The following is a 26,210-nucleotide window of genomic DNA, read 5'->3' on the forward strand; positions in this document are numbered from 1 at the left end:
AGAATAGTGCAAGCCTAGGCAACTCAGATGAATGCCAGATGACAGCCAGGGTGGTCTACGCTTGATTTTCAGGGGCGAAAACCCTGGCCGGCAGCGAGCCTGGACATCAAATTGTCATGCAACAGGCCTACCTTGGCTCAGGTATTGCTGACCTAGACCAACCGAACCGCAACAACGTCCAACAACACCTTTTGCGTTTTGCACGGCACCCATCAAGGAGCTTCGGATGAAACAGCTTTTTCTGGCGTCACTGTTAGGCTCGAGTATCGCTTTCTGCACAGCGGCCATGGCCGCCGACACTGACCTTGCGGCCCTTGAGGACGCCGCCCGCAAGGAAGGCACGGTCAACAGCGTGGGCATGCCCGATGCCTGGGCCAACTGGAAAGGCACCTGGGAGGACCTTGCGAAAAAATACGGCCTCAAGCACATGGACACCGACATGAGCTCGGCCCAGGAAGTAGCCAAGTTCGATGCCGAAAAAGACAACGCCAGTGCCGACATCGGTGACGTCGGCGCCGCCTTCGGCCCGATCGCCGTGGCCAAGGGCGTGACCCAGCCGTACAAGCCAAGCACCTGGGAGCAGGTCCCGGACTGGGCCAAGGACAAGGACGGCCACTGGGCCCTGGCCTATACCGGCACCATCGCCTTCATCATCAACAAGCAGTTGGTGAAGGAAGCCGACATGCCGAAAACCTGGCATGACCTGGAAAAGGGCAAGTACAAGGTCGCCATCGGTGACGTCGGTACCGCCGCCCAGGCCGCCAACGGTGTGCTGGCCGCCGCCATTGCCTACAAGGGCGACGAGAAGAACATCGAACCGGGCCTGCAACTGTTCACCAAGCTGGCGCAGCAGAAGCGCCTGTCGCTGGCCAACCCGACTATCCAGACCCTGGAGAAGGGCGAAATCGAAGTCGGCGTGGTCTGGGACTTCAACGGCCTGAGCTACCGCCAGCAGATCGACCCGAGCCGCTTCGAAGTGTTGATCCCGTCTGACGGCTCGGTGATTTCCGGCTACACCACCATCATCAACAAGTACGCGAAAAACCCCAACGCCGCCAAGCTGACCCGCGAGTACATCTTCAGCGATGCCGGGCAGATCAACCTGGCCAAGGGGCACGCCCGGCCGATCCGTGCCGAGCACCTGAAACTGCCGGCCGATGTACAGGCCAAGCTGCTGCCTAACGAGCAATACAAGGCCGTACAGCCGATCAAGGATGCAGCAGCGTGGGAAGCGACCTCCAAGGCACTGCCGCAGAAGTGGCAGGAGCAAGTGATCATCGAGATGGAGTGATCTGTTTGGGGGTGTCAGGCAGCCCCTGCAGCCCCCAATCGCTGGCAAGCCAGCTCCCACAAGGTCCGGAGTATGCAGTACCTGTGGGAGCTGGCTTGCCAGCGATGAGGTCAGCCACAATTGCGGAGTCCCTATGAACCACAACGTCATCCTGGTCCTGCTCGATGGCCTCAACCATCAGGTCGCGCACCACGCCATGGGCCATCTGCACGCCTATGTCGAAGCCGACCGCGCCGCGCTGTACCGGCTCGAATGCGAGCTGCCGTCATTGTCGCGGCCGCTGTACGAATGCATCCTCACCGGCGTCGCCCCGATCGACAGCGGCATCGTCCATAACAACGTCAATCGCCTGTCCAACCAGCGCAGCGTGTTCCACTACGCCCGCGAAGCCGGTCTGGGCACGGCAGCGGCGGCTTATCACTGGATCAGCGAGCTGTACAACCGCTCGCCCTTCGACCCGCTGCGTGACCGTCACACCCATGCCCCCAAGCTGCCGATCCAGCACGGGCTGTTCTACTACGCCGACCATTACCCGGATTCGCACCTGTTCGCCGACGCTGAGTACCTGCGCCGCCGTCATGCACCGAACTTCCTCCTGGTGCACCCGATGAACATCGACGACGCCGGCCACCGCCATGGCCTGGACAGCAGCCAGTACCGCAACAGCGCGCGCAGCGCCGATATCCTCCTGGCCGACTACCTGCGCACCTGGCTCGAAGAGGGTTACCAGGTCCTGGTCACCGCCGACCACGGCATGAACAACGACCGCTCGCACAACGGTCTGCTGGCCGAAGAGCGTGAAGTACCGCTGTTTGTCTTCGGTGAGGCGTTCAGCCTCGACCCCGCCGCCAAGCCGCTGCAAACCGAACTGTGCGGCACCCTCTGCGAACTGCTCGGCGTGCCTCACGACAAACCGGTCTGCCGGGAGCTGCTCAAGTGAATTCGATCAAGCGCGGCAAATGGCTGGCCCTGCTCTGCCTGCTGCCTTTCGCAGTGTTTTTCATCATCTTCCAGATCGCCCCGCTGGCCTGGGTCATGCTCCACAGCGTGCAGGTGGAATCGAGCTGGGGCCTGGACAACTTCAGCAAGGTGTTCAATTCGAAGTTCTACCGCCAGGCGATCCAGCACAGCCTGGAAATCAGCTTCTGGTCGAGCCTGTTCGGCATCCTGATCGCGATCCTCGGCAGCTACTCGTTGCGCCGGGTCGACTCGCGCCTGCGCGACTTCGTCAACGCCTTCGCCAACATGACCAGCAACTTCTCCGGGGTACCGCTGGCCTTCGCCTTCATCATCCTGCTCGGCTTTAACGGCGCGTTGACCCTGCTGCTCAAGCAGGCCGGGATCATCGAAGACTTCAACCTCTACTCCAAGACCGGCCTGATCATCCTCTACACCTATTTCCAGATCCCGCTGGGCGTTCTGCTGCTGTACCCGGCCTTCGACGCCCTGCGCGAAGACTGGCGCGAGTCGGCCGAGCTGCTGGGCGCCAACGCCTGGCAATACTGGCGACTGATCGGCCTGCCCGTGCTGACACCAGCGCTGCTGGGCACCTTCGTGATCCTTCTGGCCAACGCCCTGGGCGCTTACGCCACGGTGTATGCGCTGACCACCGGTAACTTTAACGTACTGCCGATCCGCATCGCCGCGCTGGTGGCCGGCGACATCTCGCTGGACCCGAACCTGGCCAGCGCCCTGGCGGTCATCCTGGTCGGGCTGATGACCCTGGTGACCGTTGTCCATCAATGGCTTTTGAAGCGGAGCTACCATGTCGCGCGCTGAACCGGGCACTTCGCCGCTGTACCACCGCCTGGTGGTCTACCTGCTGTTCATCATCCTCCTGCTGCCGCTGGCCGGCACCCTGCTCTACTCGCTGGCCACCAGTTGGTCGGCCACCCTGCTGCCCAGTGGCCTGACCTTCAAATGGTACCTGGCACTGTGGAGCGACCCGCGTTTTCTTGCCGCGTTCGGCCAGTCACTGCTGGTCTGCGTCGGCGCCCTGCTACTGTCGGTGCTGCTGATCTTGCCGCTGCTGTTCGTGGTGCATTACCACTTTCCGCGGCTCGACGCGCTGATGAACATTCTGATCCTGCTGCCCTTTGCGGTGCCGCCGGTGGTGTCGTCAGTGGGCCTGCTGCAGCTGTATGGCTCCGGGCCCATGGCCATGGTCGGTACGCCGTGGATTCTGATCGGCTGCTACTTCACCGTGGCCCTGCCGTTCATGTACCGGGCGATCACCAACAACCTGCAGGCGATCAACCTGCGCGACTTGATGGACGCGGCCCAACTGCTCGGCGCCAGCACCTTCCAGGCCGCCTTTCTGGTGGTGCTGCCGAACCTGCGCAAGGGACTGATGGTCGCCCTGCTGCTGTCGTTCTCGTTCCTGTTCGGCGAGTTCGTGTTCGCCAACCTGCTGGTCGGCACCCGCTACGAAACCCTGCAGGTGTACCTCAACAACATGCGCAACAGCAGTGGCCACTTCAACAGTGCCCTGGTGGTTTCCTATTTCCTCTTCGTGCTGGTGCTGACCTGGGCCGCCAACCGCCTGAACAAGGACAAGTCCTGATATGAGCTTTGTCAGCGTACAGAACCTGCAAAAAAGCTATGCCGCAAGCCCGGTGTTCAACGACATCAACTGCCAGATCGAACGCGGCGAATTCGTCACCCTGCTCGGCCCGTCCGGTTGCGGTAAATCCACCCTGCTGCGCTGCATCGCCGGGCTGACCGCGGTGGACAGCGGGCGCATCCTGCTCGATGGCAACGACCTGGTGCCGCTGAGCCCGCAAAAACGCGGGATCGGCATGGTGTTCCAGAGCTACGCGCTGTTCCCTAATATGACCGTCGAACAGAACGTCGCCTTCGGCCTGCGCATGCAGAAGGTCAACCGCGACGACAGCCAGGCGCGAGTGCGCGAAGTGCTGCAACTGGTCGAGCTGCAAGACTTTGCCCGCCGCTACCCGCACCAGCTCTCCGGCGGCCAGTGCCAGCGCGTGGCCCTGGCCCGTTCGCTGGTGACCCGCCCTCGCCTGCTATTGCTCGACGAACCGCTATCGGCACTGGATGCGCGCATTCGCAAGCACCTGCGCGAACAGATCCGCGCCATCCAGCGCGAACTGGGCCTGACCACCATTTTCGTCACCCATGACCAGGAAGAAGCGCTGACCATGTCTGACCGCATCTTCCTCATGAACCAGGGCCGCATCGTCCAGAGTGGCGATGCCGAAACCCTCTATACCGCGCCGGTGGACGTGTTTGCCGCAGGTTTTATCGGCAACTACAACCTGCTCGATGCCGACAGCGCCAGCCGCTTGCTGCAGCGCCCGGTAAACAGCCGCCTGGCGATCCGCCCGGAAGCCATCGCCCTGAGCCTTTCCGGCGAGCTGGAGGGGCTGGTACGCAGCCACAGCCTGCTAGGCAACGTGATCCGCTACCGCATCGAAGCACGCGGGGTAGAATTGCTGGTCGATGTGCTCAACCGCTCGTCCGCCGACCTGCACCCGGACGGCCAGCGGGTATCCTTGTCGATCGATCCCACCGCCCTCTGCGAAGTCGCCTGAGGGTTGCACAGGAGTTTTTCTGAACATGGCACTCGCGATTTTCGATCTGGATGAAACCCTGATCCACGGTGACTGCGCCACGCTCTGGAGCGAACAGATGGGCCGCTTGGGCTGGGTCGATCCAGCGTCGTTCATGGGTAAGAACAACGAACTGATGGACGCCTACAGCCATGGCAAGTTGCGCATGGAGGACTACATGGCCTTCAGCCTGGAGCCGCTGATTGGCCGTACACCAGAGGAAGTCGAGCACTTGGTCGGCCCCTGGGTCGAAGACTTCATCGAACCGATCATCTTCTCTGACGCGACCCGCACCATTGCCGCCCACCGCAAGGCCGGCGACCGGATCCTGGTGATTTCCGCCTCCGGTACCCACCTGGTGGGGCCGATTGCCGAACGCCTGGGTATCGATGAGATTCTCGGCATTGAGCTTGAGGTTGAACGGGGTGTTTATACCGGTAGGACAAGCAGTGTGCTGACCTACCGCGAGGGCAAGATCATCCGTTTGCTGGAGTGGCTGGATCAGGAGGAAGAGAATCTGGAAGGCGCAAGCTTCTACTCGGATTCACGCAACGATTTGCCGTTGTTGCTGAAGGTGGATTTCCCGCATGTGGTCAATCCGGATCCGGTGTTGCGTGAGCATGCCGAGAAGGCTGGCTGGCCGATTCACACCTGGGCCTGAGGTCAAACCCGCTCCTGTAGGAGCGGGCTTGCCCCGCGATGAGCATCGGTATCTACACATCTCTAGCGAGTCAGCCAATTGGCTCTTGATAGGCGTGCTTATCCAGCCTCGCCACATCAACTGGATAAGCACACATGCGCAGACCAACCCTGAGTCCTCTTCATAGATCAGGATTAGAGATGTGTAGATACCGATGCCGCGATCAGCGGTTTACACCAGACTCTCGTCGATCACCAACACCAGCTTGCCCGCCACCTGATTGCTGGCAAGTTCGGCAAACGCCGCTTCAGCGTCCTTGATCAGGAAAGCCTTGGCCAGTTGCGGCTTAAGCCGGCCTTCACTGAACAGCGGCCACACCTGCTGGCCAAGATCGCTGAGCAGGTCAGCCTTGAACTGATCATCACGGGTACGCAAGGTCGAGCCCAGCACCTGCACGCGCTTGCTCAGCAGTTGCGCCAGGTCCAGCTCGGCCGTGCGCCCGCCCATCAGGCCGATGATCACCCAGCGGCCGTCGCGGGCCAGCAGCTTGAGGTTGAGCTCGGCATAGTTGGCACCCACCGGATCGAGGATCACGTTGAACGGGGCAAGCTCGTTCAGGCCGTTGAGATCATCGCCGCGTACCACCCCGCCGCTGGCCCCCAGCGCTTCACAATAGGCCAGCCTTTCAGCCGAACCGACGCTGACCCAGCACGGGCTGCCAAAGGCCTTGCACAGCTGGATCGCCGCCGAGCCGACGCCGCTGGCACCGGCATGCAGCAATACCTTTTCACCCGGCTTGAGCCCGGCCAGCTGAAACACATTGAGCCAGGCGGTGGCATACACCTCGGGAATTGCCGCCGCTTCCTGCAGGCTCAAACCTTCGGGCACCGGCAGCACGTGGCGGCCGTCGACCACCACCTCTTCGGCCATGCCGCCACCGGCGAGCAAGGCACAAACCCGGTCGCCGATTTGCCAGGACGAACCGGCACCGACTTCACTGATAACACCCGAGCACTCCAGGCCGAGAAACTCGCTGGCCCCCGCCGGTGGTGGGTAAAGCCCGGCACGTTGCAGCAGGTCGGCACGATTGAGGCCGGCGGCGGCCACGCGAATTCGTACTTGACCGATATCGCAAGTTGGACTTGTCGTCGCAACCCACTCCACATGTCCGTCAACGCCTTGCAATGCCTTCACAGTGCCTCCATAGTTGAGTCATGACTGAGCCCGGGTGCTTGTAGCCCCGGGCTTTTTGCATTATGCGTCCGGTTTTCATGGAACCGGCGAATCCAAAGACGGCCTAATATGCGTGATCAATTGTCCCTACGTCGAATCAGCATGAAGCATTTACTGCCAAGCACCACCCTCGCCCTGTTGATCGGTCTGGGCAGTCTGCCGCTGGCGGGCAATGTATTGGCCGCCAATAGCTGGGACAAACTCCAGCCTGACCGCGACGAAGTGGTCGCCAGCCTCAACGTGGTCGAGCTGCTCAAGCGCCACCACTACAGCAAGCCGCCGCTCAATGATGCGCGCTCGGTGATCATCTACGACAGCTACCTGAAACTCCTCGACCCTGCGCGCAGCTATTTCCTGGCCAGCGATATCGCCGAGTTCGATAAGTGGAAGACCCAGTTCGACGATTTCCTCAAGAGCGGTAATCTCGACCCTGGCTTCACCATCTACAAGCGCTACCTGGACCGGGTCAAATCGCGTCTGGACTTCGCCCTGGCTGAACTGGGCAAAGGCGTCGACAACTTCGACTTCACCACCAAGGAGACCTTGCTGATCGACCGCAAGGACGCGCCGTGGATGAAGAACCAGGCCGAGCTCGACGACCTCTGGCGCAAACGCGTCAAGGATGAAGTGCTGCGCCTGAAGATCGCCGGCAAAGAGCCCAAGGCGATCCAGGAACTGCTGACCAAGCGCTACAAGAATCAGCTCACACGCCTGGACCAGACCCGCGCCGAAGACATCTTCCAGGCCTACATCAACACCTTTGCCCAATCTTACGACCCGCACACCAATTACCTGTCGCCCGACAACGCGGAAAACTTCGATATCAACATGAGCCTGTCGCTCGAAGGTATCGGCGCCGTGCTGCAAAGCGACAACGACCAGGTCAAGATCGTGCGCCTGGTGCCGGCCGGCCCTGCCGCCAAGACCAAGCTGGTGGCGCCGGCCGACAAGATCATCGGCGTGGCCCAGGGCAACAAGGAAATGGTCGATGTGATCGGCTGGCGCCTGGATGAAGTGGTCAAGCTGATCCGCGGGCCGAAAGGCTCGGTGGTGCGCCTGGAAATCATCCCGGCCAGCAACGCGCCAAACGACCAGACCACCAAGATCGTGCCGATCACCCGTGAGGCAGTGAAACTCGAAGAGCAGGCGGCGAAAAAGTCGGTGCTCAAGCTCAAGCAGGACGGGCGCGACTACAAGCTCGGGATCATCGAGATCCCGGCCTTCTACCTGGACTTCAAGGCCTTCCGTGCCGGCGATCCGGAGTACAAGAGCACCACCCGCGATGTGAAGAAACTGCTCACCGAACTGCAGAAGGAAAAAGTCGACGGCGTGGTCATCGACCTGCGCAACAACGGCGGCGGCTCGCTGCAGGAAGCCACCGAGCTGACCAGCCTGTTCATCGACAAGGGCCCGACGGTGCTGGTGCGCAACAGCGACGGCCGCGTCGACGTGCTCGAAGACGAAAACAGCGGCGCTTTCTACAAAGGTCCGCTGGCCCTGGTGGTCAACCGCCTGTCCGCCTCGGCCTCGGAGATTTTCGCTGGCGCCATGCAGGACTATCATCGTGCGCTGATCCTCGGCGGGCAGACCTTCGGCAAAGGCACCGTGCAGACCATTCAGCCGCTCAATCATGGCGAACTGAAGCTGACCCTGGCCAAGTTCTACCGGGTATCCGGACAGAGCACCCAGCACCAGGGCGTGCTGCCGGACATCGATTACCCCTCAATCATCGACACCAAGGAAATCGGCGAAAGCGCCCTGCCTGAAGCCATGCCGTGGGACACCATCCGCCCGGCGATCAAGCCTGCGGTCGACCCGTTCAAGCCGTTCCTGGCCCAGCTCAAGGCCCGTCACGACACCCGTACGGCCAAGGATCCGGAGTTCGTGTACATCCGCGACCGCCTGGCGCTGACCCAGAAGCTGATGAACGAGAAGACTGTCAGCCTCAATGAAGCCGACCGTCGTGCCCAGCATGCCGACATCGAAAGCAAGCAACTGGCGCTGGAGAACACCCGACGCAAGGCCAAGGGCGAAGAGCCGCTCAAGGAACTGAAGAAGGAAGACGAAGACGCGCTGCCGGTGGAGCCGGATGACACCAAGCCCGAAGACGACGCCTACCTGAAGGAGTCCGGGCTGATCCTGCTGGATTACCTGGGCCTGAATTCGCAGGTGGCCAGGAACAACCCGTAAAACGGTGACGGCAAAATAATGTGACCGCGCATCATTGCGTCATCAAATAGTCATCAGACTGTCGTGAAATAAGGGGCTGAGCGCCGCAAGTGCTCAGCCCCTTTTTTTCAAGGTAGCCCTGCCATGACCGTCAACGAACAGCTCAGCGCGTTGAGCACCATCCTGGCTCAAAGCGGCTTGCACAGCCTGTTCCAACCCATCGTCTGCCTGTCCGAACGGCGCATCTTCGGCTACGAGGCGTTGAGCCGCGGCCCTTCCAACAGCCCCCTGCACTCGCCGCTCAACCTGTTTGCCGTGGCCCGCCAGGCCGGGCGCCTGACCGAGCTGGAAGCAGCCTGTCGCGAGAGCGCCTGCCGGCGCTTCAGCCAGCAGAACCTGGCAGGCAAGCTGTTCCTCAACGTCTCGCCCGAATCCCTGCTTGAGCCGCACTATCAGTCCGGGCGCACCCTGAAGATGCTCCACGAGCTTGGTGTGCCGCCCAGCCGAGTCGTGATCGAACTCACCGAACAGACGCCGACCGACGACTTCCAACTGCTGTTCAACGCCCTGCACCATTACCGCGACATGGGCTTTTCCATCGCCCTCGACGACCTGGGTGCTGGCTATTCGAGCCTGCGCCTGTGGTCGGAGCTGCGCCCTGACTACGTCAAGATCGACCGTCACTTCATCGATGGCATTCACCTGGATGGGCTCAAGCGCGAGTTCGTCGGCTCGATCCTGCAGATCGCCCGGGCGTCGCGCGCCCAGGTGATTGCCGAAGGTATCGAGCTGGCCGAAGAGCTCAAGGTGCTGACCGAGATGGGCGTCGACCTGGTCCAGGGCTACTTGCTCGGCCGCCCGCAGGAACTGGCGACGCGGGAGGTGCAGGGCCTGCTTGGGCAGCCGCCACAGGTGCTGCAGAGCCTCAATGAAGACAGCACCACCCTTGCCGCCCTGCTGATCGAGCAACCTGCCGTGAACCGCGACGCCCCTACGCCGCAGGTGCTCGAACTGTTCCGCAGCCAGGCCAATCTCAACTCCCTGGCGGTGCTCGATCAAGCCCGGCAACCGTGCGGCATCGTTCATCGCCATTCGCTCTCCGATGCCCTGCTCAAGCCGTTTGCCACCGAACTGTTCGCACGCAAGCCGATCAGCCGCTTGATGAGCGATGATTTTCTCGCGGTGGACCTGGGCCAGTCACTGCAACAGGTCAGCCGCCTGCTCACCAGCCGCGCCCGGCAGCGCATCGAAGAGGATTTCATCATCACCCACAACGGCTGCTACCTGGGCCTGGGGCGGGTGATCGACGTGCTCAAGCTGATCACCGAGCAGAAGATCCAGCAAGCCCGCTACGCCAACCCGCTGACCCTGCTGCCGGGCAACGTGCCGATCCAGCAGTGCCTGACCCGCCTGTTGCAACAGCAGCGGGCGGCAACGATCTGCTACGTGGACATCGACAGCTTCAAGCCATTCAACGATATCTACGGTTATGCCCGCGGCGATGAAGTGCTGCTATGCCTGGCCCAGTGCCTGAACGAACGGGTCGACTCCAGCCGGGATTTCGTCGGCCACATCGGCGGCGACGATTTCATGCTGGTGCTGGGGTCGGAGGATTGGCAACAGCGTCTGCAGCTGTTGCTGGAAGACTTTCAGAAGCAGTGCCGACGCTTCTACCGTGCCGAACACTTGCAGGCAGGGTGTTTCATTGCCAGCGACCGCCAGGGTCAGCGCCAGACGTTTGCCCTGTTGTCGCTGTCGATCGGCGTGGTGCGTTTGCACCCGCAGGCCTGCGCCGGGCTCGATGCCGGGCGGCTGGCCGAACTGGCGTCACAGGCCAAGCATCAGGCCAAGGATGTGCCTGGGCACAGCCTGTACCTGATCGATACTGCGCCCGCCGCTCAGGCTTCTTCGTGTTCGGGGTAGCTGTACTCGAACACCCGCACCACTTCTGAGGCATGCCAGGACGCCGCGGCCATGCCGTCGGACGGGCCGGAAAAACGCCCCAGGCGCTCGACGCATTCGAAGAAGCCGGTACGCGGCAAACGGCTGGCACCCTGGCTGATCACCAGTGAACTGCGCAGAGGCTGCTCGGCGCGGGCGTCCAGCGCCGCCAGGTGCTCCAGGGCTGCGGTCAGGGTCTGCATGGCTGGGCTGGGCAATTGCAGGCGCTCAAGCAGCGCGCGATAGGTCAGCAAGTGGCGCTGGCGGCGGGCAACGTCCAGCTCGCCGAGCAGGCCATCCCAGTGCTGGCGGCTGATGCGCACGCTCACGACGGCTCGCTCCAGCCAACCACTCCCAGCTCCCAGGCCAGGCTGCGGCGGATCGCGGCATCCGGCTGGCGTTCACCGTTTTCGATCAGTGCCAGGTACACCGGACTGATACCGACACTGCGCGCCAACTGCTCCGGCGCCAGGCCCTTGCCCTCGCGCAAACGCGTAAGCTCGCTAAAAGGCGGCAAGCTGGCGATGTCCGGGGCACTGGAGACTGTGTTTGCGACGGCAACCGGTTCGCCTTGCCCGGCAGCCTTAAGCAAGGCCTGGTACTGCTCCCAGGGAACAACCGCGTACTCGGGTTGACCGTCTCGGCTGATGACCTGAATACCCATTACAACCCCCTTGTAGGATTACGATATGTAATCGGTAGGCATAATCCTTATGCCAATTATATTACCAGCCAACCAGGGTGTGCAGGGGGACGATGTGATCAGCTTTTTTCCTGTTCCAGACGCAGGGCTTCAGGGGTGTCGGGCAGGCGCTCGACCACCCGCAGTTTTTCCGGTGCCTGACGGCTGCGCCAGGCGCTGAAAGCCACCAGTTCATCGGACACGGCTTTCATCACCCAGGCCAGCACGGCGATGTCATCGAGCAAGCCCACGCCCAACAACCAGTCGGGAATCGCGTCCAGCGGGCTGACAAAATACAGCAGCCCCGCCACCACGGTGATCAGCGCCTTAGTGCTGATGGTTCGGTACTCGCCGCGCCACCAGGCCAGGCACAGGGCCTGCATCAGGCGCACATCCTCGCGCAGTTTGCCCAGCCGTGGGCCTTTGCGCGCCACGGCAAAAATCAGCGCCGGCAGGCGCCCACGACTGAGCAGACGCTCGGCCAATGGCAGAAATCGAGCGAAATTCCACGGTGCTTTCATACGGCCTCCAGGGCCAGTGCCAAGGAAGGTTATCCACAATAATTGTGGATAACCTTGTGAACAGAGCTCAGTTTCAGGCTCAAGGCGCCCGCCCGGCAAGGGTCCGGGTTAAATCGGGCGTTTTTTACACACCTGTTTCAATTGCGCAAACGTTTTGTCTGTTGCGCCCTGATTCATCGCCACGCAGTTTTTCAGACCTTGCCTGGCGATCAGGGTTCGCTCACAGCCATAAACAACAACGCCCCGTCGAGACGGGGCGTTGCAGGGATCAGCCAGCCTTACTCGGCAGCAGGATCGGCATCAGCCTTGGCCTGGTCCTTGATACCCAGCAGTTCGAGCTCGAACACCAGCACCGAGTTAGCCGGGATCATCGGGCTCGGGCTTTGGGCGCCGTAGGCCAGGTCGGACGGGATGTACAGCTTGTACTTCTCACCCACGTGCATCAGTTGCAGGCCTTCGACCCAACCCGGGATCACGCCGCTGACCGGCAGGTCGATCGGGCTGCCACGCTCGACGGAGCTGTCGAAGACCTTGCCATCGACCAGCTTGCCTTCGTAGTGGACGGTGACCACGTCAGTCGGCTTTGGCTGGGCGCCGTCGGCCTTCTTGATCACTTCGTACTGCAGGCCCGAAGCGGTGGTGACCACGCCAGCCTTCTTGCCGTTTTCTTCAAGGAACTTCTTGCCCGAAGCGGCCGACTCTTCGCTCATCTTGACCAGGCGCTCTTCAGCGCGCTTCTGCAAGGCGGCGAAGGCTTCAACCAGCTCTTCGTCCTTGATCTTCTGTTCTTTCTTGCCGACAGCATCTTCGATACCTTGAGCGACAGCTTTCGAATCAAGGTCGTCCATGCCTTCCTGAGCCAGGCTCTTGCCCATGTTCAGGCCAATACCGTAGGAGGCTTTTTGTGCCGGGGTCTTCAGCTCGACGCTGGTCTGCGAATCGCAACCCGCCAGTACCAGGCTAACCAGGGCAACCGCAGCCGCCAACCGATGCTGTTTCATGCTATTTCCTTGTTCATGCGCCAATAGGGCAATCGAGTAAAGCCGCGAGCTTATCAGGCGGCCACGACCAATGGCTACCGGCATGAGAGCAAGAAAACCCGGATAAGTTCAGCCAGATTAAACCTTCTTCATCCTCCACTGCAGCCAGTGGCCAGTATTGACGGGAGCAGGCGCTTGGGCAAATCCGTCGATGAGGTTTTGTAGCAGTTTGTATCGATGCAACTCAGTAGGCGGTTATCATCCCCGACAGCGAAGCAGCGGCAAGGACAGCAGCAATGTGGGACGGCAGGGTCACCTTCAGCGACTACTGGTTCGGCTACGTGGGCCACAGCGAGGATTCCTCGGCCCACAGCCATGTGGCCATCCAGCTGTGCGTCGGCATTCACGGCCCGGTGCAGGTCGAATTCGAGCAGCACAGCCTGCAGGGCGCCGGCGTCATCATCGGGCCCTTCGTCAAACACCGCTCAGTTCGACAAGCACAGCCGCTGGCATTTTTGTTCATCTACCCCGAGTCCCCTCTGGGGCGTGCACTCAACGCCCAGTTGCCTCTCAATGGCAGCGCCATGGCCAGCCAGGCGATCGTCGACTGTTTTGCCCAGCAACGCAGCATCGAACAGACCGTAACAGCGCTCAACCGCACCCTTGGCAGCGCAGCCGATTTCGACCCGCGCCTGGCCTGCGCCTTGTCCTTGTTGCGCGAGGATTGCGACGGCAGCGGTGCGGTCGCGCGCGCTGCCGAAGCAGTCGGGCTGTCCAGCCCGCGCCTGCGCCACGTGGCCACTCGCGACATGGGCGTGCCGCTGTCGCAATGGATCATCTGGCGCAAGCTTGTGCGCGCCGGGCACGCCCTGGCCGCCGGCCACAGCTTGAGTGAAGCCGCCCTGGACGGCGGTTTTGCCGACCAGGCACACCTGAGCCGAATGATGCGGCGCATGCTCGGTCTGTCTCCCGCGCAAGCTGCGGCGGTGCTGACGCGCACAAGCGATTCGTTCAATACCTGATTGCCTGCAATCGCCATGCTCGGCCCCTCTTGATCATTTGGGGCACCGTTCATGGGCAAGCCTAACTACTTGAAACTGGCGGTCTGTAGCGCCGTCATAGGCGGCCTGGCGCTGCTCGGCTGGCAACGCTGGGAATACGCCCGGCAGTACGTCAGCACCGATAACGCCGAGGTCGAAGGCATCATCGTACCCATCCGCGCCAGGCTCTCGGGCACCGTTGTCAACGTGCCGGTGCAGCACAACAGCGCGGTGGCCAGCGGCGACTTGTTGCTGCAACTGCGCGATGACGAATACCTGCAGCAAAGCCACAAGGCCCAGGCGGCTTTGGACGGGCTGCGGGCGGCCACCGGCAGCCAGGGCGCACCCGGGCTGCTGGATAGCCAGGCACGCAGCGCCGCGGCCAACAGCCAGGCCGCCGCCGCGACCATCGGCCAGCTCGCGGCCGGCCTCGAACAAGCCCGCAGCGACTACCAGCGCGCCCAGCGCCTGGCCGTGCAGGGGGTGCTCAGCCACCAGGAACTGGAAGCGGCCAAGGCCCGTTTCGCCGCCCTTGGCCATCAGTTGCAAGGCGCCCGCAACAACGCCCGGGCCGCAGCCCAGGGCAGCCTGGCGCAGCAGGCTGCGCTGAACCTGGAAAACTTTCGCATCGAGGCTGCCCAGGCTGACCTTGAGCTGTCGCGGATTCGCTTGCAGGACACCCGTCTGCACGCACCGCTAAGCGGCATTGTGGCCGACAAGCACGTCGAGCCCGGGCAGTTCGTGGTCGCAGGGCAGAAGTTGTTGAGCCTGGTCGCCACCGAGCAGTTGTGGGTGGTGGCCAATTTCAAGGAGACCCAGATCGGCCGGGTACGGGTTGGCCAGCCTGCACGTATCACCCTCGACGCGTTCCCCGATACGGTGTTCCTGGGCCGTGTACAAAGCCTGGTGCCGGCCACCGGTTCACGCTTCTCATTGCTGCCGCAGGAAAACGCCAGCGGCAACTTCACTAAAGTGGTCCAGCGCCTGCAGGCGCGGATCGAGCTGGAGCAGGTTGCCCAGCCATACCAAGCCGCCCTGCGCCAGGGCATGAGCGCACTGGTCGAGGTCGACACCGCTGATGAGCACAGGTTATGAAGTCGCCCTGGCTGGTCGCCTTCAGCGTGACCTTGATCTCGATGATGGAGTTACTTGACGTCACCATCGTCAACGTCGCCATTCCCAGCCTGATGGGCAATTTTGGCGCCTCGGTGGATGAAATCTCCTGGGTCTCGACCGGCTACATCGTCGCCAACGTGGTGATCCTCCCGGCCAGCGGCTGGCTGTCGGCCTGGTTCGGCCGGCGCAACTACTACCTGGTGTCCTCGGCCCTGTTCGTGCTCGCCTCGCTGGGCTGCGCGATGTCCAGCGAGCTCTGGCAACTGGTAGCCATGCGGATCATCCAGGGCCTGGCCGGCGGTGGCTTGCTGGGTATCTCCCAGGCGATCATCTACGACGTGTTCCCCAAGGAAAAGGTCAGCACTGGCCTGGCCCTGTACGGGGTCGGGGTAATGATGGGACCGACCCTTGGGCCCTCGGTGGGCGGTTACCTGATTGATGAATTCTCCTGGCACTGGATATTTCTGATCAACCTGCCGATCGGCGCTGTGGCGATCCTTCTGTCGTGGCTCTGCGTGCATGACTCGATCAACGAGAAACGCCCACAAAGCATCGACTACATCGGCTTCGCCCTGCTCGCCCTGGGCGTAGGCAGCCTGCAGATCATGCTCGAGCGTGGCGAACACTGGGACTGGCTGGAGTCGGACCTGACCCTCGCCTGCCTGCTACTGGGCAGCTTCAGCCTGCTGGCGTTCTTCTACTGGGAACAGCGCGTGGCCACCCCCATCGTCAACATGGCGCTGTTTCGCAACCGCGAGTTCCTCCTGGGTTCGATCTGTGCCTTTTGCGTTGGCTTCGGCTTGTACAGCACGCTGTTCATGGTGCCCTTGCTGCTGCAGACGCTATTGGAGCAAAGCGCGTACCAGAGCGGCATGGTGATTTTCCCCGGGGCCCTGGCCAGCGCCGTAAGCACCCTGGTGATCGGCAAGCTGTCTCAGGAAAACAAGATTGATGAGCGGCTGTTCGTCAGCATCGGCATCCTGATTTACGGCTATGCGATGTACCTGCACACCCAGTTCACCCTGCAGAGCACCCCCGACAGCCTGTACTGGCCGCTGATCATCCGTGGGCTGGGCCTGGGCATGATCTTCGTGCCGCTGACCAACCTGGCCATGCGGCCACTGCCACCGGCACTGCTGGCTGTGGGCTCAGGCGTGCTCAACCTGATGCGTCAGTTGGGCGGCAGTGTCGGCATCGCCATCGCCGCCAGCTTGCTCGGGCGCTGGTCCTGGGCACGCTACCGGCAACTGTCGGAGCAGGTCAGCGAAGCGCGACTGGGCAGCCACAGTGGCTGGCAAGCACCGTCTCTCGATAGCGCCAATGCACAGTTCGATCCCCTGCTGCTGGCGCTGCGCGAAACCCACACCCAGGCGCAGATGCTCGGTTTCAGCATGCTCTTCGGCCTGCTCGGCGCGGTGATGCTGATCGGTGTGCCGATGGTCCTGCTGATGCGCAACCCCAAACGAATCGCTCAACCAGAACAGGAAGCCTTGCCGTGCTCGAACGACGCTCGCCAATCCTCGCAAGCCTGATGGCCCTGGTACTGCTCGGCAGCAGCCAACTGACCCGGGCTGATGACCTCTACCAGCTCTACCGCAACGCCCTGGCCCATGACATGAAATACGCCGCAGCCCTCGAACAGCAACGTGCCAGCAACGAGAAAGAACCCCAGGGCCGTGCCCTGCTGTTGCCCAACCTGTCACTTGAAGGGGGCGCCGCCTGGGTTGATCGCGAAGACAGTGGCGCGACCACACGCAACCGCGACAACTCCAATGCCTACGCACTGGTGCTGATCCAGCCGCTGCTGCGATGGCAGAACGTGATCGGCCATGAGCAGAGCAAAGCCCTGGTACTGGCCGGCGAGATCAGCCTGCAGGTCGCCCGCCAGGACCTGATGCTGCGGGTCGCCGCCGCCTACTTCGACCTGCTGCTGGGCGAAGACCTGCTCGCCACCAGCCGCCAGCAGGTGCGCACCCTGCAGGAGCAACGCAGCAAGGCTGAACGCTTCTACCAGGCTGGATCCGGTACCGAAAGCGAGGTGCAACGCATCCAGGCCCGCTACGACCTGGCCTATGCCCGGCAGATGGCTGCGCACAACGCCGTGCAGTTGCACCAGCAAACCCTGGCGCAGTTGACCGGCAGCACACCGGCGTCGCTGGCCCGGCTCGCCCCCCAGGTGCGCTTCGAAGGCCCGCAACCGTCGCTGATCGACACCTGGGCCGAGCAGGCGCAACAACACAACCTCAAGGTCCAGGCGGCGCAGATCAAGCGCCTGGTGGCAGAAAAGGAAATCGACAGGCAGCAGGCCGGGCATCTGCCCACGCTCGACCTGGTGGCCGCTCACGGGCGCTTTGCCTCGGTGGGCGGCAGCCTGTACGACGTCACCCTGCCCGAAGAAAAGTACACCCAGACGGTGGTCGGCGTGCAGCTCAGCCTGCCGTTGTACGCCGGTGGCGGCACCACCAGCCGTACCCGCGAAGCCCGCGCCTTGCACGCAGTAGCCCTGGATGAAGTCGAGGACGCGCGCCGCGAGGCCGACCTGTTGGCGCGCCAGGCCTACTTGACCCTGACCAACGGCATCAGCCAGTACACGGCGCTGCAACAGGCACTGCGTTCAAGCCAGAGCAACCTGAGCTCGACCACCCGCGCCTTCGAGGCCGGCGCCCGGATCAGTGCCGATGTGCTGGACGCCGAGCAGCAGGTGACCCAGACCGAGCAGCAACTGGCCGAACAGCGTTATTCAATCGTACTGGCCCAGCTCAAGCTGCTGGCCGCCAGCGGCAGCCTCGGCGATGCCGGCCTGCAAGAAATCAACGCGCTGTTGTCAGCGGGCACTCAAGGGTAGTGGCCGTCTCGGTACTGCGCCGCGACTTCGCGCAAAACCTCGCACAGCCATTGCGCCGGCAAAGCCAGGGGCAAGGCGGCGTTGCTGCATATGCCGACCGAGCCGCCCGGCTCGCTGACACCCAGGTCCAGCTCGCACAGTTCGCCGCGGCTGAGATCGACCCGCACTGCATCGCGCGGTGCGACCCAGAGCGCATCGCTGCCCTGCACATAACGGCGGCTGAGGGCCGGCGACAGGGTTTCCAGGCGTTGCGCAGGTTGCTCGATCGCGCACTGCACGAACAGGCTGTCGGCGTGCTTGCGGATGGTCGTGCCGGCCAATGGCAACACCAGCGGGTAGCGCCCGACCTGGCTGCGCTCGATCGGCTGACGGCCGAGCAAGGGGTGACCCGGGCGCACCACCAGCGACATCGACTCGCTGTACAGGTGCTCGAACAGCAACCCCTGGATCTGCGGGCTGTCGGTCATGCGCCCGATCACCAGGTCCAGCTCACCCACGTGCAACTGCCCCAGCAGGTGTGCACTGGGGCCGGTAGCGACGCTGACCACCAGGGCCGCATGGCGCTGGTGCAAGCGGCATAGCACTTCGGGCATCAGCAGGCTTTCGACGGTCGACAGCACGCCAACGCGCACCTGGGGCGGCGCGTGCTCTTCACCGCGCAGCGTACTCACTCCTTCACGCAACGCCTGCACACTGGGGCCGGCGTAGCGCATGAAACGCACCCCGGCCGGGGTCAGCTCGACGCCCTGCTTGCTACGCTCGAACAGCCGTGTCTGCAGCAGGTCTTCGAGTTCCTTGAGGGTTTTGGAGATGGCCGGCTGACTGATCGCCATGGCATCGGCAGCCTTAGCGAAACTGCCCTGGCGGGCAATTTCGAGAAAGCACAGCAGGTGACGGAATTTGATCCGGGTATCGAGGTTCATTGCGCGAGTTTATCGCAGTTCGGGTGGGTGGGAGCGGCGATGCGGCGCCCCGACTTGCCCCGCGATAGCATTCAGCCAGTCACCTCGCATCGCGGGGCAAGCCCGCTCCCACTCCACCCCACCCCAACTCCACCTGCTCACCACTGATCCGCACCGGCCACACCTGCAGCGCCTGCTGCGGGTCCTCCAGGCAACGCCCATCGTGCAAACAGAAATGCTGCTTGTACAACGGCGCCGCCACTACCAGCTCGCCCTTGAGCTCGCCGATCAGCCCGCGACCAATCACATTGGCCCCGGACCTGGGGTCATGGTTATCCACGGCAAACACAGGCGTGGGCTGCCCGGGCAGGTAGAACAGCGCCACCTGACGGTCATCGAACCACACCACCACCCCGGACTGGGCGACCAGATCGGCGCGGGTGCAGACCGTCTGCCATTGTTGCGCCTGAACAGCTACTGCAGCGTTGGACTGGCTCATCAGAGCACCTCCTCGGTGGTCGGGATCAGGTGAAGTTCACCAGCAGCAATGGGCCGGCGCTGGCCGCGCTCGCGGACAAAGTGCACACCCGGATCCGGGCGCTGGTCGTTGACGAAGGTGCGAAAGCGCTTGAGCTTGTCGGGGTCTTTCAGGGCGTTGGCCCACTCGCATTCATAGCGATCGACCACCAGTTGCATCTGTGCTTCCAGCTCTGCCCCCAGGCCCAGGCTGTCGTCGAGGACCACTTGCTTGAGGTAGTCCAGCCCGCCCTCCAGGCTTTCACGCCACACCGAGGTGCGCTGCAGTTTGTCGGCGGTGCGGATGTAGAACATCAGCACGCGATCGATGATGCGGATCAGGCTGGCATCGTCCAGGTCGGTTGCGAACAGTTCGGCATGCCGCGGGCGCATGCCGCCGTTGCCGCAGATGTACAGGTTCCAGCCCTTCTCGGTGGCGATCACGCCGATGTCCTTGCTTTGCGCCTCGGCGCATTCGCGGGTACAGCCGGACACCGCGAACTTGAGCTTGTGCGGCGAACGCAGGCCCTTGTAGCGGTCTTCCAGGGTCAGGGCCATGCCCACGCTGTCCTGCACGCCGTAGCGGCACCAGGTGCTGCCGACGCAGGATTTCACCGTGCGTGTCGATTTGCCGTAGGCGTGGCCGGTCTCGAAGCCTGCGGCAATCAGCTCGGCCCAGATCTCGGGCAGTTCATGCAACTGGGCGCCGAACAGGTCGATGCGCTGGCCACCGGTGATCTTGGTGTAGAGGTCGTACTTTTTCGCCACTTCGCCAATGACGATCAGTTTCTCGGGGGTGATCTCGCCGCCGGGAATCCGCGGCACCACCGAGTAGGTGCCGTTTTTCTGCATATTGGCCATGAAGGTGTCGTTGGTGTCCTGCAGCGGTACCAGCGACGGCTCCATGATCGGCTGGTTCCAGCACGAGGCTAGGATCGAGCCGACCGTGGGTTTGCAGATGTCGCAGCCGACATGGCCACGACCGTGCCTGGCCAGCATTTCGTCGAAGCTGACAATGCCTTCGACCTGCACCAGGGCGTACAACTCCTGACGGGTGTAGGCGAAGTGTTCGCACAGGCTCTTGTCGACGCTGACACCACGGGCGATCAGTTCGTGTTCGAAGACTTGCTTGAGCAACGCCGCACACCCGCCGCAACCTGTGCAGGCCTTGGTCTGCTGCTTGAGCTCGGCAAGCTCGCCGCAACCGCTGTCGATGGCCGCGCAGATCGCGCCCTTGCTGACGTTGTGGCACGAGCAAATGGTCGCGCTGGCGGGCAAGGCATCGGCGCCCAACGCCGGCGCCCCGGCCGATTGCGGCAGGATCAGCGCGGCCGGATCGGCGGGCAAGGCAATGGCGTTCTGCACGTACTGCAGCAGGGTGTCGTAATAGCTGTTGTCGCCGACCAGCACCGCGCCGATCACCCGTTTGCCGCTGGCATCGACCACCAGGCGGCGGTAGGCCGACGCTGCTTCGTCGATAAAGCGATAGCTGCGCGCACCCGGCGTGGCGCCATGGGCATCACCAATGGAGCCGACATCAACGCCCAGCAGCTTGAGCTTGGTCGACATGTCGGCACCGGTGAAACTGCCCGCGTCTTCACCGGCCAGCGCCGCCGCCACGTTGCGCGCCATGCTGTAGCCCGGTGCGACCAGGCCGAAGACACTGCCATTCCAGGACGCGCATTCGCCGATGGCAAAGATGCGTGGGTCGCTGCTGCGACAGCCACTGTCGATCACCACCCCGCCGCGCGGCGCGACTTCCAGGCCACTGCTGCGGCCCAGGGCATCCTGCGGGCGGATACCGGCGGAGAACACGATCAGGTCGGTCTCGAGAAACTCGCCACCGTCGAAGTTCATCCGGTAGCGATACGCCTCACCGGCAACGATCGATTGGGTCGCCCGCGCCAGGTGCACGCCAACCCCCAGGGCTTCGATCTGTGCGCGCAAGGCCGCGCCGCCCTCCGCATCCAGTTGCACCGGCATCAGGCGTGGGGCGAACTCCACCACGTGGGCTTGCAGGCCCAGCGACTTCAAGGCATTGGCCGCCTCCAGGCCCAGCAGGCCACCACCGACCACCACGCCACGACGGGCACCGCTGGCGGCGGCGCGAATGGCATCGAGATCATCGAGGGTGCGATAGACCAGGCGCGCCGCGCCGTGCGAGCCTTCGATCGGCGGCACGAACGGATAGGAGCCAGTCGCCAGAACCAGCTGATCGTAGGGGTAGCGCCCGGCGGCAGTGACCACCTCACAACGCTTGCGATCAATCTCCAGCACCGGCTCGCCCAGGTGCAGGTGAATACCGTGCCCGGCATACAAATTGGCCTCGCCCAGCGCCAACGCTTCGGCATCACTGCCGGTGAAATACTCCGACAGGTGCACGCGGTCATAGGCGCGCTGGCGCTCCTCACCGAATACACGCACCTCGAAGCGGCCCAGGGCTGCACGTTCGATCAGTTGCTCGATGCAGTGATGACCGACCATGCCGTTGCCGATGATGATCAGCTGTTGCCGCGTTGCGATGCTGGTAAACCCATTCATACCCGATCCTCACTCAAGGCCATTCACGGTGGCTTTGCTGCTGGGGGCCAACCCCGAAAAACAAAAAAGGCGCCTGGAGCCGAAGCTCCAGGCGCCTTTGCCTGGTCGTTTTTGTAGTCCCGGTTGCGAATCGCCATTGACCCGCGAGGACGTTGTCACTCTGTAAAGCAGGTAGTGTGCCAACTGCCAAAGCCTTTTAAACCGGGGCTTGCACAGTATTCACCCTGGCCAATATCGACCCAGGCTGGTGCAGGGCTCCCCCTTATGGGGCACGTCAGTAGACGTCGCGAAGGTAGCGCTTGGCCCGGCTCAGTTCGCCGACATAGGCCTCGGCCCGTTCCACACTCATGCCACCGTATTGATGCACAACCTGCTTGAGCGCCGCATCGACATCCCTGGCCATGCGTTCAGCATCACCACAGATGTAAAAATGCCCACCTTCTTCGAGCCAGCGCCACAGCTCGGCACCCTGTTCGAGCATGCGTTGCTGCACGTATATTTTCTGCGCCTGGTCGCGAGAGAACGCGGTATCCAGACGGGTCAGGTGACCGTCGCGCTGCCAGGCCAGCAGCTCGTCGCGGTAGTAAAAATCGGTGGCGGCTTGCTGCTCACCGAACAGTAGCCAGTTGCGCCCTGTGGCCCCTTGTGCCTGACGCTCCTGAAGGAACGCCCTGAACGGCGCCACCCCCGTACCCGGGCCGACCATGATCACTGGCGCAGTGCTGTCGCCAGGCAGGCGGAAGTGGGACGTCGGCTGGGTGAAAATGTCTACTCGGCCGGGCTCGCTGCGATCAGCCAGGTAGGTCGAGCACACGCCCTTGCGCTGGCTGTAACGCACGGTGGAAACCGTCAGGTGGACTTGATCCGGGTGCAGCATCTGGCTCGAACTGATCGAGTACAGCCGTGGCTGCAAGGGCTTGAGCAGGCTCAGCCAGGTATCCAGGCTCAGTTGGGGCTTGCACAGGTGCACCAGGTCAATCAGTTGCTTGCCCCACAGCCAGGCCTTGAGCGCCGCCTTGTTGTGCGGCGCAAGCAACTCGCGCAGCTGTGTATCGCCAAGCGCGAAGGCCTCGAGCAACGGCGCGGTGATACGAGCGATCTCCAGATGTTCCTGCAGTGCATCGGCCAGCGGCATGTCGGCCTGGCCCTTGAGGCTGACGCTGCGGCTGCCATCGAAGCGGGTCGCCGTGAGCAGTTCGTCGACCAGTGCCGGGCAGTTACGCGGCCATACACCCAGGGCGTCGCCGGCCTGGTAAGTGAAGCCGCTTTGGCCCAGGTCGAACACCAACTGGCGGGTTTCCTTGACCGCGCCGGGACCGTTGAGCAGGCGGTTGCCGACCAGGGTGGTTGCCAACGGCCTGGTTTTGCTGAAGCCGGTGTTAGTTGGCACTGGCACTGGTGCTTCAAGCAACAACTGACCATGGCCCAGCTTGCCCAGCAACGCCTGCAGCCATTGCCCGGCCGGCTCATTGAAGTCGCCTTCGCAATCGACCCGCTCAAGCAAGCGCTCGGCCCCCAGTTCTGCCAGACGCTGATCGAGCTTGCGACCAAAACCGCAAAACTGCTCGTAGCTGGAATCCCCCAGGGCCAGCACCGCATAGGGCAAGCCGGCGCAGCGTTGGGAATGCTCGCCATGCAGGCCGCGCCAGAACGCCGCGCCGCTGTCCGGTGCATCACCGTCGCCAAAGGTACTGGCAATCAGCAGCAGGCTGGCGGGGCTGTCCAGTTGTTCCAGGGCCAGGTCTTGCATACAGCTCAAATGCACCGGCAAACCGACCTGGCGCAGGCGCTCGGCACACTGCTCGGCCAGGGCCTGGCCATTGCCGGTTTGCGAGGCCCACAGCAGCAGGTGCTTGTCCTGCACCGACACGGGCTGATGGTCGAGCTGGGTGGCATCAATGCGCTCGCCTGCGACTCGGCTCAAGGCTACCGTGCAATACTTGAAGGCCGGTTGCAGCGACAGCGGATCGACCGCGTCGCTGGTGACCGCGTTGATCGCCAAATGGTCGCCATAGACGTCATTCCAGTGAAACGGTGCAAAGCAGTTGCCCGGCAGCACTCGCGTGGTAATCAGTGCCGGCAGCAGCGCCTGCCCGCGCCGTGAGCGCACCTGCACTTGGTCCTTCTCCACGATGCCCAGGCGTTGCGCATCTTCAGGGTGAATTTCCACGAAGGGCCCCGGGTCAAGCTTGTTCAGCGCCGCCACCTTGCCGGTCTTGGTCAGGGTGTGCCACTGGTGCTGGACCCGGCCAGTGTTGAGCACCAGCGGGAAGTCAGCATCTGGTCGTTCGGCGGCCGGCAGGCACGGCCGGGCAAAAAAACGCGCCTTGCCACTGTCGGTGGGGAAGGCAATCGCCGGGGCCTCACCGTACGCATCGCGCAGCAGGGCCTGGCTGCGGCCATCGTTACGATAGCGCAGCGGGCTGCGGTCGTCGGCGCGTCCTGGCTCACATGGCCACTGCTGCGGCGCCTTGCGCAAGCGGGTGTAGCTGACCCCGCGCACGTCGTAACCGGTGGCCGGGTTCCAGGCCTGGCGCAGCTCGTCGAACACCGCCTCGGCACTGGCGTAGCTGAAAGCCTCGGCGTAGCCCATGGCGCAGGCCACGCGGGCGATGATCTGCCAGTCGGGCAGGCTCTCGCCCGGCGCCTGGACGGCCTGGTTCATCAGGGTCAGGTTGCGCTCGGAGTTGACCATCACGCCCTCGCCTTCGGCCCACAGTGCCGCCGGCAGCAGAATATCGGCGTAGCGGTTGGTCTCGGTGTCGAGGAAAGCATCCTGGGCAATCACCAGTTGCGCCGCCTGTAAGCCGTCAATCACCTGCTGGCGGTTGGCGACGCTGGCCACCGGGTTGCTGCAGATGATCCAGCAGGCTTTGACCTGCCCACTGGCCAGGTTTCCGAACAGCGCCACGGTACCGTCACCGGCTTCGCTGCGCAGGCTGCCGGCTGGGATCTGCCAGAGCTGCTCGACAAACGCCCGGTCTGCCGCCACCAATGCCGAGCGCTGCCCAGGCAAACCCGGGCCCATATAACCCATTTCGCGCCCGCCCATGGCATTGGGCTGCCCGGTCAGCGAGAACGGTCCGCTGCCCGGCCGGCAGATAGCGCCGGTGGCCAGGTGCAGGTTGCACAGGGCGTTAGTTTGCCAGGTGCCATGGATGCTCTGGTTCAGGCCCATGGTCCAGCAGCTCATCCACTGCGGCGCGCGGCCAATCCACTGCGCAGCCTGGCGGATATCGGCTTCGTGCAGGCCGGTGATGGCGGCGACCCGCTGCGGCGTGTAGTCAGCTAGAAAAGCCGGCATGGCGTCCCAGCCTTCGGTGTAGCGCTGGATGAAATCGGCGTCGCACTGGCCGTTTTCCAGCAACAGATGGAGCAGGCCATTGAGCAGCGCCAGGTCGGTGCCCGGCTTGATCTGCAAGAACAGGTCGGCCTTGTCGGCAGTAGCGTTTTGCCTGGGGTCGACGACGATCAGCCGGGCCCCGGCCTTGAGCCGGTCGAGCAGGCGCAAAAACAGGATCGGGTGACAGTCGGCCATGTTCGCGCCGATCACCAGGAACACCTCGGCGTGGTCAAAGTCCTGGTAACTGCCCGGCGGCCCGTCGGCGCCCAGGGACAGTTTGTAACCGCTGCTGGCGCTGGCCATGCACAACCGCGAGTTGGACTCGATATGCCGGCTGCGGACAAAGCCCTTGGCCAGCTTGTTGATCAGGTACTGGGCCTCCAGGGACATTTGCCCGGAGACATAAAAACCCAGGGCGTCGGGCCCATGCTCATCGATAATCGCCCGCAAACGCAGGGCTGCCTGCTCGATGGCGGTATCGATGCCGCCCTGCACCGGGTCGCGCTGACGCAGGTCACGCACATAAGCATGCTCCATGCGCCCGGACTCGCGCAGCGGTTGATGAGCGGTCAGGCCCTTGGTGCACAAGCGGCCAAAATTGCTGGGGTGCTGCTTATCACCAGTGACCTTGGTCACCCGCCCGTCTTCGACGCTCATGACGATGCCACAACCGACGCCACAATACGGGCACACACTGCGCACGCTGGTGCTGCTCATCGGCCTACCTCCTGATTGCGCAAACAAAAAGGCGCCCTGCTGCCCCGGCTTGTGCAAACAAGCGGGGCAACACGGCGCCTTTGTCGTGAACGGGGCAATCTGCGTTGATTGCCGGATACTCAAGCTGTAGCAAGGGCCGCGCCAGAATCGACCAGGCCTTG

General features: G+C 63.1%; 21 protein-coding genes. 12 read left to right on the forward strand and 9 right to left on the reverse strand.

The window, feature by feature from the left end:
• Positions 1 to 226 precede the first annotated feature (226 nt).
• The 6 genes from M5G17_RS07625 to M5G17_RS07650 all read left to right on the forward strand — a co-directional run bounded on the left by M5G17_RS07625 (position 227) and on the right by M5G17_RS07650 (position 5,524).
• Positions 227 to 1,291, forward strand: coding sequence for an ABC transporter substrate-binding protein (locus M5G17_RS07625; RefSeq protein ID WP_273892362.1), 1,065 nt, complete (start codon positions 227 to 229; stop codon positions 1,289 to 1,291).
• A gap of 133 nt (positions 1,292 to 1,424) precedes the next feature.
• On the forward strand, positions 1,425 to 2,231 hold the full coding sequence (locus tag M5G17_RS07630; protein WP_273892363.1) for an alkaline phosphatase family protein: 807 nt from the start codon (positions 1,425 to 1,427) through the stop codon (positions 2,229 to 2,231).
• Between the two features lie 5 nt (positions 2,232 to 2,236).
• Entirely contained in the window at positions 2,237 to 3,070 is an 834-nt protein-coding gene (locus M5G17_RS07635) for an ABC transporter permease (protein ID WP_273892468.1), read from the forward strand.
• A complete protein-coding gene (locus tag M5G17_RS07640) occupies positions 3,057 to 3,854 on the forward strand; it encodes an ABC transporter permease (protein WP_273892364.1) in 798 nt (265 codons plus the stop codon). The genes M5G17_RS07635 and M5G17_RS07640 overlap by 14 nt, the downstream gene beginning before the upstream one ends.
• A 1-nt stretch (position 3,855) precedes the next feature.
• The gene (locus tag M5G17_RS07645) at positions 3,856 to 4,845 is read left to right on the forward strand and encodes an ABC transporter ATP-binding protein (protein ID WP_273892365.1); all 990 of its coding nucleotides are present in this window, start codon (positions 3,856 to 3,858) and stop codon (positions 4,843 to 4,845) included.
• 25 nt (positions 4,846 to 4,870) lie between these two features.
• Positions 4,871 to 5,524, forward strand: coding sequence for an HAD family hydrolase (locus tag M5G17_RS07650; RefSeq protein ID WP_273892366.1), 654 nt, complete (start codon positions 4,871 to 4,873; stop codon positions 5,522 to 5,524).
• 210 nt (positions 5,525 to 5,734) lie between these two features.
• On the opposite strand, the gene M5G17_RS07655 is transcribed toward M5G17_RS07650, so the two are convergent.
• On the reverse strand, positions 5,735 to 6,697 hold the full coding sequence (locus M5G17_RS07655) for a zinc-binding dehydrogenase (RefSeq protein ID WP_273892367.1): 963 nt from the start codon (positions 6,695 to 6,697) through the stop codon (positions 5,735 to 5,737).
• 141 nt (positions 6,698 to 6,838) lie between these two features.
• On the opposite strand from M5G17_RS07655, the gene M5G17_RS07660 reads away from it, so the two are divergent.
• Together M5G17_RS07660 and M5G17_RS07665 are read left to right on the forward strand one after the other, a co-directional pair.
• Positions 6,839 to 8,926 carry a carboxy terminal-processing peptidase gene (locus M5G17_RS07660; protein WP_273892368.1) on the forward strand — a complete coding sequence of 696 codons (2,088 nt, stop codon included), beginning with the start codon at positions 6,839 to 6,841 and terminating at the stop codon, positions 8,924 to 8,926.
• Between the two features lie 123 nt (positions 8,927 to 9,049).
• A complete protein-coding gene (locus M5G17_RS07665; protein WP_273892369.1) occupies positions 9,050 to 10,828 on the forward strand; it encodes a bifunctional diguanylate cyclase/phosphodiesterase in 1,779 nt (592 codons plus the stop codon).
• On the opposite strand, the gene M5G17_RS07670 is transcribed toward M5G17_RS07665, so the two are convergent.
• The 4 genes from M5G17_RS07670 to M5G17_RS07685 form a co-directional block, all read right to left on the reverse strand.
• Positions 10,804 to 11,175: a hypothetical protein gene (locus tag M5G17_RS07670; protein WP_130265814.1), complete on the reverse strand. Its 372-nt coding sequence runs from the start codon at positions 11,173 to 11,175 to the stop codon at positions 10,804 to 10,806. The two genes, M5G17_RS07665 and M5G17_RS07670, sit on opposite strands and share 25 nt — an antisense overlap.
• A complete protein-coding gene (locus M5G17_RS07675; protein WP_273892370.1) occupies positions 11,172 to 11,510 on the reverse strand; it encodes a helix-turn-helix domain-containing protein in 339 nt (112 codons plus the stop codon). The genes M5G17_RS07670 and M5G17_RS07675 overlap by 4 nt, the downstream gene beginning before the upstream one ends.
• Positions 11,511 to 11,608: 98 nt before the next feature.
• Positions 11,609 to 12,049, reverse strand: a complete 441-nt coding sequence (locus tag M5G17_RS07680; protein WP_273892371.1) for a YkvA family protein — start codon at positions 12,047 to 12,049, stop codon at positions 11,609 to 11,611.
• Positions 12,050 to 12,327: 278 nt separating this feature from the next.
• Complete coding sequence (locus M5G17_RS07685) at positions 12,328 to 13,050, reverse strand: BamJ family beta-barrel-assembly machinery protein (protein WP_273892372.1); 723 nt, start codon at positions 13,048 to 13,050, stop codon at positions 12,328 to 12,330.
• Positions 13,051 to 13,325: 275 nt separating this feature from the next.
• On the opposite strand from M5G17_RS07685, the gene M5G17_RS07690 reads away from it, so the two are divergent.
• From M5G17_RS07690 to M5G17_RS07705, 4 genes are read left to right on the forward strand one after another with little or no spacing between them, the layout of a single operon-like run.
• Positions 13,326 to 14,051 (forward strand): AraC family transcriptional regulator, encoded by a 726-nt coding sequence (locus M5G17_RS07690; RefSeq protein WP_273892373.1) that lies wholly within the window; start codon positions 13,326 to 13,328, stop codon positions 14,049 to 14,051.
• Positions 14,052 to 14,102: 51 nt separating this feature from the next.
• Positions 14,103 to 15,164, forward strand: coding sequence for an HlyD family secretion protein (locus tag M5G17_RS07695; RefSeq protein ID WP_273892374.1), 1,062 nt, complete (start codon positions 14,103 to 14,105; stop codon positions 15,162 to 15,164).
• Complete coding sequence (locus M5G17_RS07700; protein WP_273892375.1) at positions 15,161 to 16,717, forward strand: DHA2 family efflux MFS transporter permease subunit; 1,557 nt, start codon at positions 15,161 to 15,163, stop codon at positions 16,715 to 16,717. Before M5G17_RS07695 ends, M5G17_RS07700 begins: the two co-directional genes overlap by 4 nt.
• Entirely contained in the window at positions 16,681 to 18,030 is a 1,350-nt protein-coding gene (locus M5G17_RS07705; RefSeq protein WP_273892376.1) for a TolC family outer membrane protein, read from the forward strand. The genes M5G17_RS07700 and M5G17_RS07705 overlap by 37 nt, the downstream gene beginning before the upstream one ends.
• On the opposite strand, the gene pcaQ is transcribed toward M5G17_RS07705, so the two are convergent.
• From pcaQ to M5G17_RS07725, 4 genes are all read right to left on the reverse strand, one after another.
• A complete protein-coding gene (gene pcaQ, locus M5G17_RS07710) occupies positions 18,021 to 18,953 on the reverse strand; it encodes a pca operon transcription factor PcaQ (RefSeq protein WP_273892377.1) in 933 nt (310 codons plus the stop codon). The genes M5G17_RS07705 and pcaQ overlap by 10 nt on opposite strands.
• A gap of 79 nt (positions 18,954 to 19,032) precedes the next feature.
• Positions 19,033 to 19,431: a nitrite reductase small subunit NirD gene (gene nirD / locus M5G17_RS07715; protein WP_273892378.1), complete on the reverse strand. Its 399-nt coding sequence runs from the start codon at positions 19,429 to 19,431 to the stop codon at positions 19,033 to 19,035.
• A complete protein-coding gene (gene nirB, locus M5G17_RS07720; protein WP_273892379.1) occupies positions 19,431 to 21,989 on the reverse strand; it encodes a nitrite reductase large subunit NirB in 2,559 nt (852 codons plus the stop codon). The genes nirD and nirB overlap by 1 nt, the downstream gene beginning before the upstream one ends.
• A gap of 274 nt (positions 21,990 to 22,263) precedes the next feature.
• Positions 22,264 to 26,049 (reverse strand): bifunctional nitrate reductase/sulfite reductase flavoprotein subunit alpha, encoded by a 3,786-nt coding sequence (locus M5G17_RS07725; protein ID WP_273892380.1) that lies wholly within the window; start codon positions 26,047 to 26,049, stop codon positions 22,264 to 22,266.
• Positions 26,050 to 26,210 lie beyond the last annotated feature (161 nt).

Source organism: Pseudomonas rubra, assembly GCF_028656935.1.
In the GTDB taxonomy this organism is placed as follows: Bacteria; Pseudomonadota; Gammaproteobacteria; order Pseudomonadales; family Pseudomonadaceae; genus Aquipseudomonas; species Aquipseudomonas rubra.

What these genes read in the sequence shown, in the direction of transcription:
- M5G17_RS07625 (WP_273892362.1), top strand. Translation starts at nt 227, where the DNA reads ATGAAACAGCTTTTTCTGGCGTCACTGTTAGGCTCGAGTATCGCTTTC.
- M5G17_RS07630 (WP_273892363.1), top strand. Translation starts at nt 1,425, where the DNA reads ATGAACCACAACGTCATCCTGGTCCTGCTCGATGGCCTCAACCATCAG.
- M5G17_RS07640 (WP_273892364.1), top strand. Translation starts at nt 3,057, where the DNA reads ATGTCGCGCGCTGAACCGGGCACTTCGCCGCTGTACCACCGCCTGGTG.
- M5G17_RS07645 (WP_273892365.1), top strand. Translation starts at nt 3,856, where the DNA reads ATGAGCTTTGTCAGCGTACAGAACCTGCAAAAAAGCTATGCCGCAAGC.
- M5G17_RS07650 (WP_273892366.1), top strand. Translation starts at nt 4,871, where the DNA reads ATGGCACTCGCGATTTTCGATCTGGATGAAACCCTGATCCACGGTGAC.
- M5G17_RS07660 (WP_273892368.1), top strand. Translation starts at nt 6,839, where the DNA reads ATGAAGCATTTACTGCCAAGCACCACCCTCGCCCTGTTGATCGGTCTG.
- M5G17_RS07665 (WP_273892369.1), top strand. Translation starts at nt 9,050, where the DNA reads ATGACCGTCAACGAACAGCTCAGCGCGTTGAGCACCATCCTGGCTCAA.
- M5G17_RS07675 (WP_273892370.1), bottom strand. Translation starts at nt 11,510, where the DNA reads ATGGGTATTCAGGTCATCAGCCGAGACGGTCAACCCGAGTACGCGGTT.
- M5G17_RS07680 (WP_273892371.1), bottom strand. Translation starts at nt 12,049, where the DNA reads ATGAAAGCACCGTGGAATTTCGCTCGATTTCTGCCATTGGCCGAGCGT.
- M5G17_RS07685 (WP_273892372.1), bottom strand. Translation starts at nt 13,050, where the DNA reads ATGAAACAGCATCGGTTGGCGGCTGCGGTTGCCCTGGTTAGCCTGGTA.
- M5G17_RS07690 (WP_273892373.1), top strand. Translation starts at nt 13,326, where the DNA reads ATGTGGGACGGCAGGGTCACCTTCAGCGACTACTGGTTCGGCTACGTG.
- M5G17_RS07695 (WP_273892374.1), top strand. Translation starts at nt 14,103, where the DNA reads ATGGGCAAGCCTAACTACTTGAAACTGGCGGTCTGTAGCGCCGTCATA.
- M5G17_RS07700 (WP_273892375.1), top strand. Translation starts at nt 15,161, where the DNA reads ATGAAGTCGCCCTGGCTGGTCGCCTTCAGCGTGACCTTGATCTCGATG.
- pcaQ (WP_273892377.1), bottom strand. Translation starts at nt 18,953, where the DNA reads ATGAACCTCGATACCCGGATCAAATTCCGTCACCTGCTGTGCTTTCTC.
- nirD (WP_273892378.1), bottom strand. Translation starts at nt 19,431, where the DNA reads ATGAGCCAGTCCAACGCTGCAGTAGCTGTTCAGGCGCAACAATGGCAG.
- nirB (WP_273892379.1), bottom strand. Translation starts at nt 21,989, where the DNA reads ATGAATGGGTTTACCAGCATCGCAACGCGGCAACAGCTGATCATCATC.
- M5G17_RS07725 (WP_273892380.1), bottom strand. Translation starts at nt 26,049, where the DNA reads ATGAGCAGCACCAGCGTGCGCAGTGTGTGCCCGTATTGTGGCGTCGGT.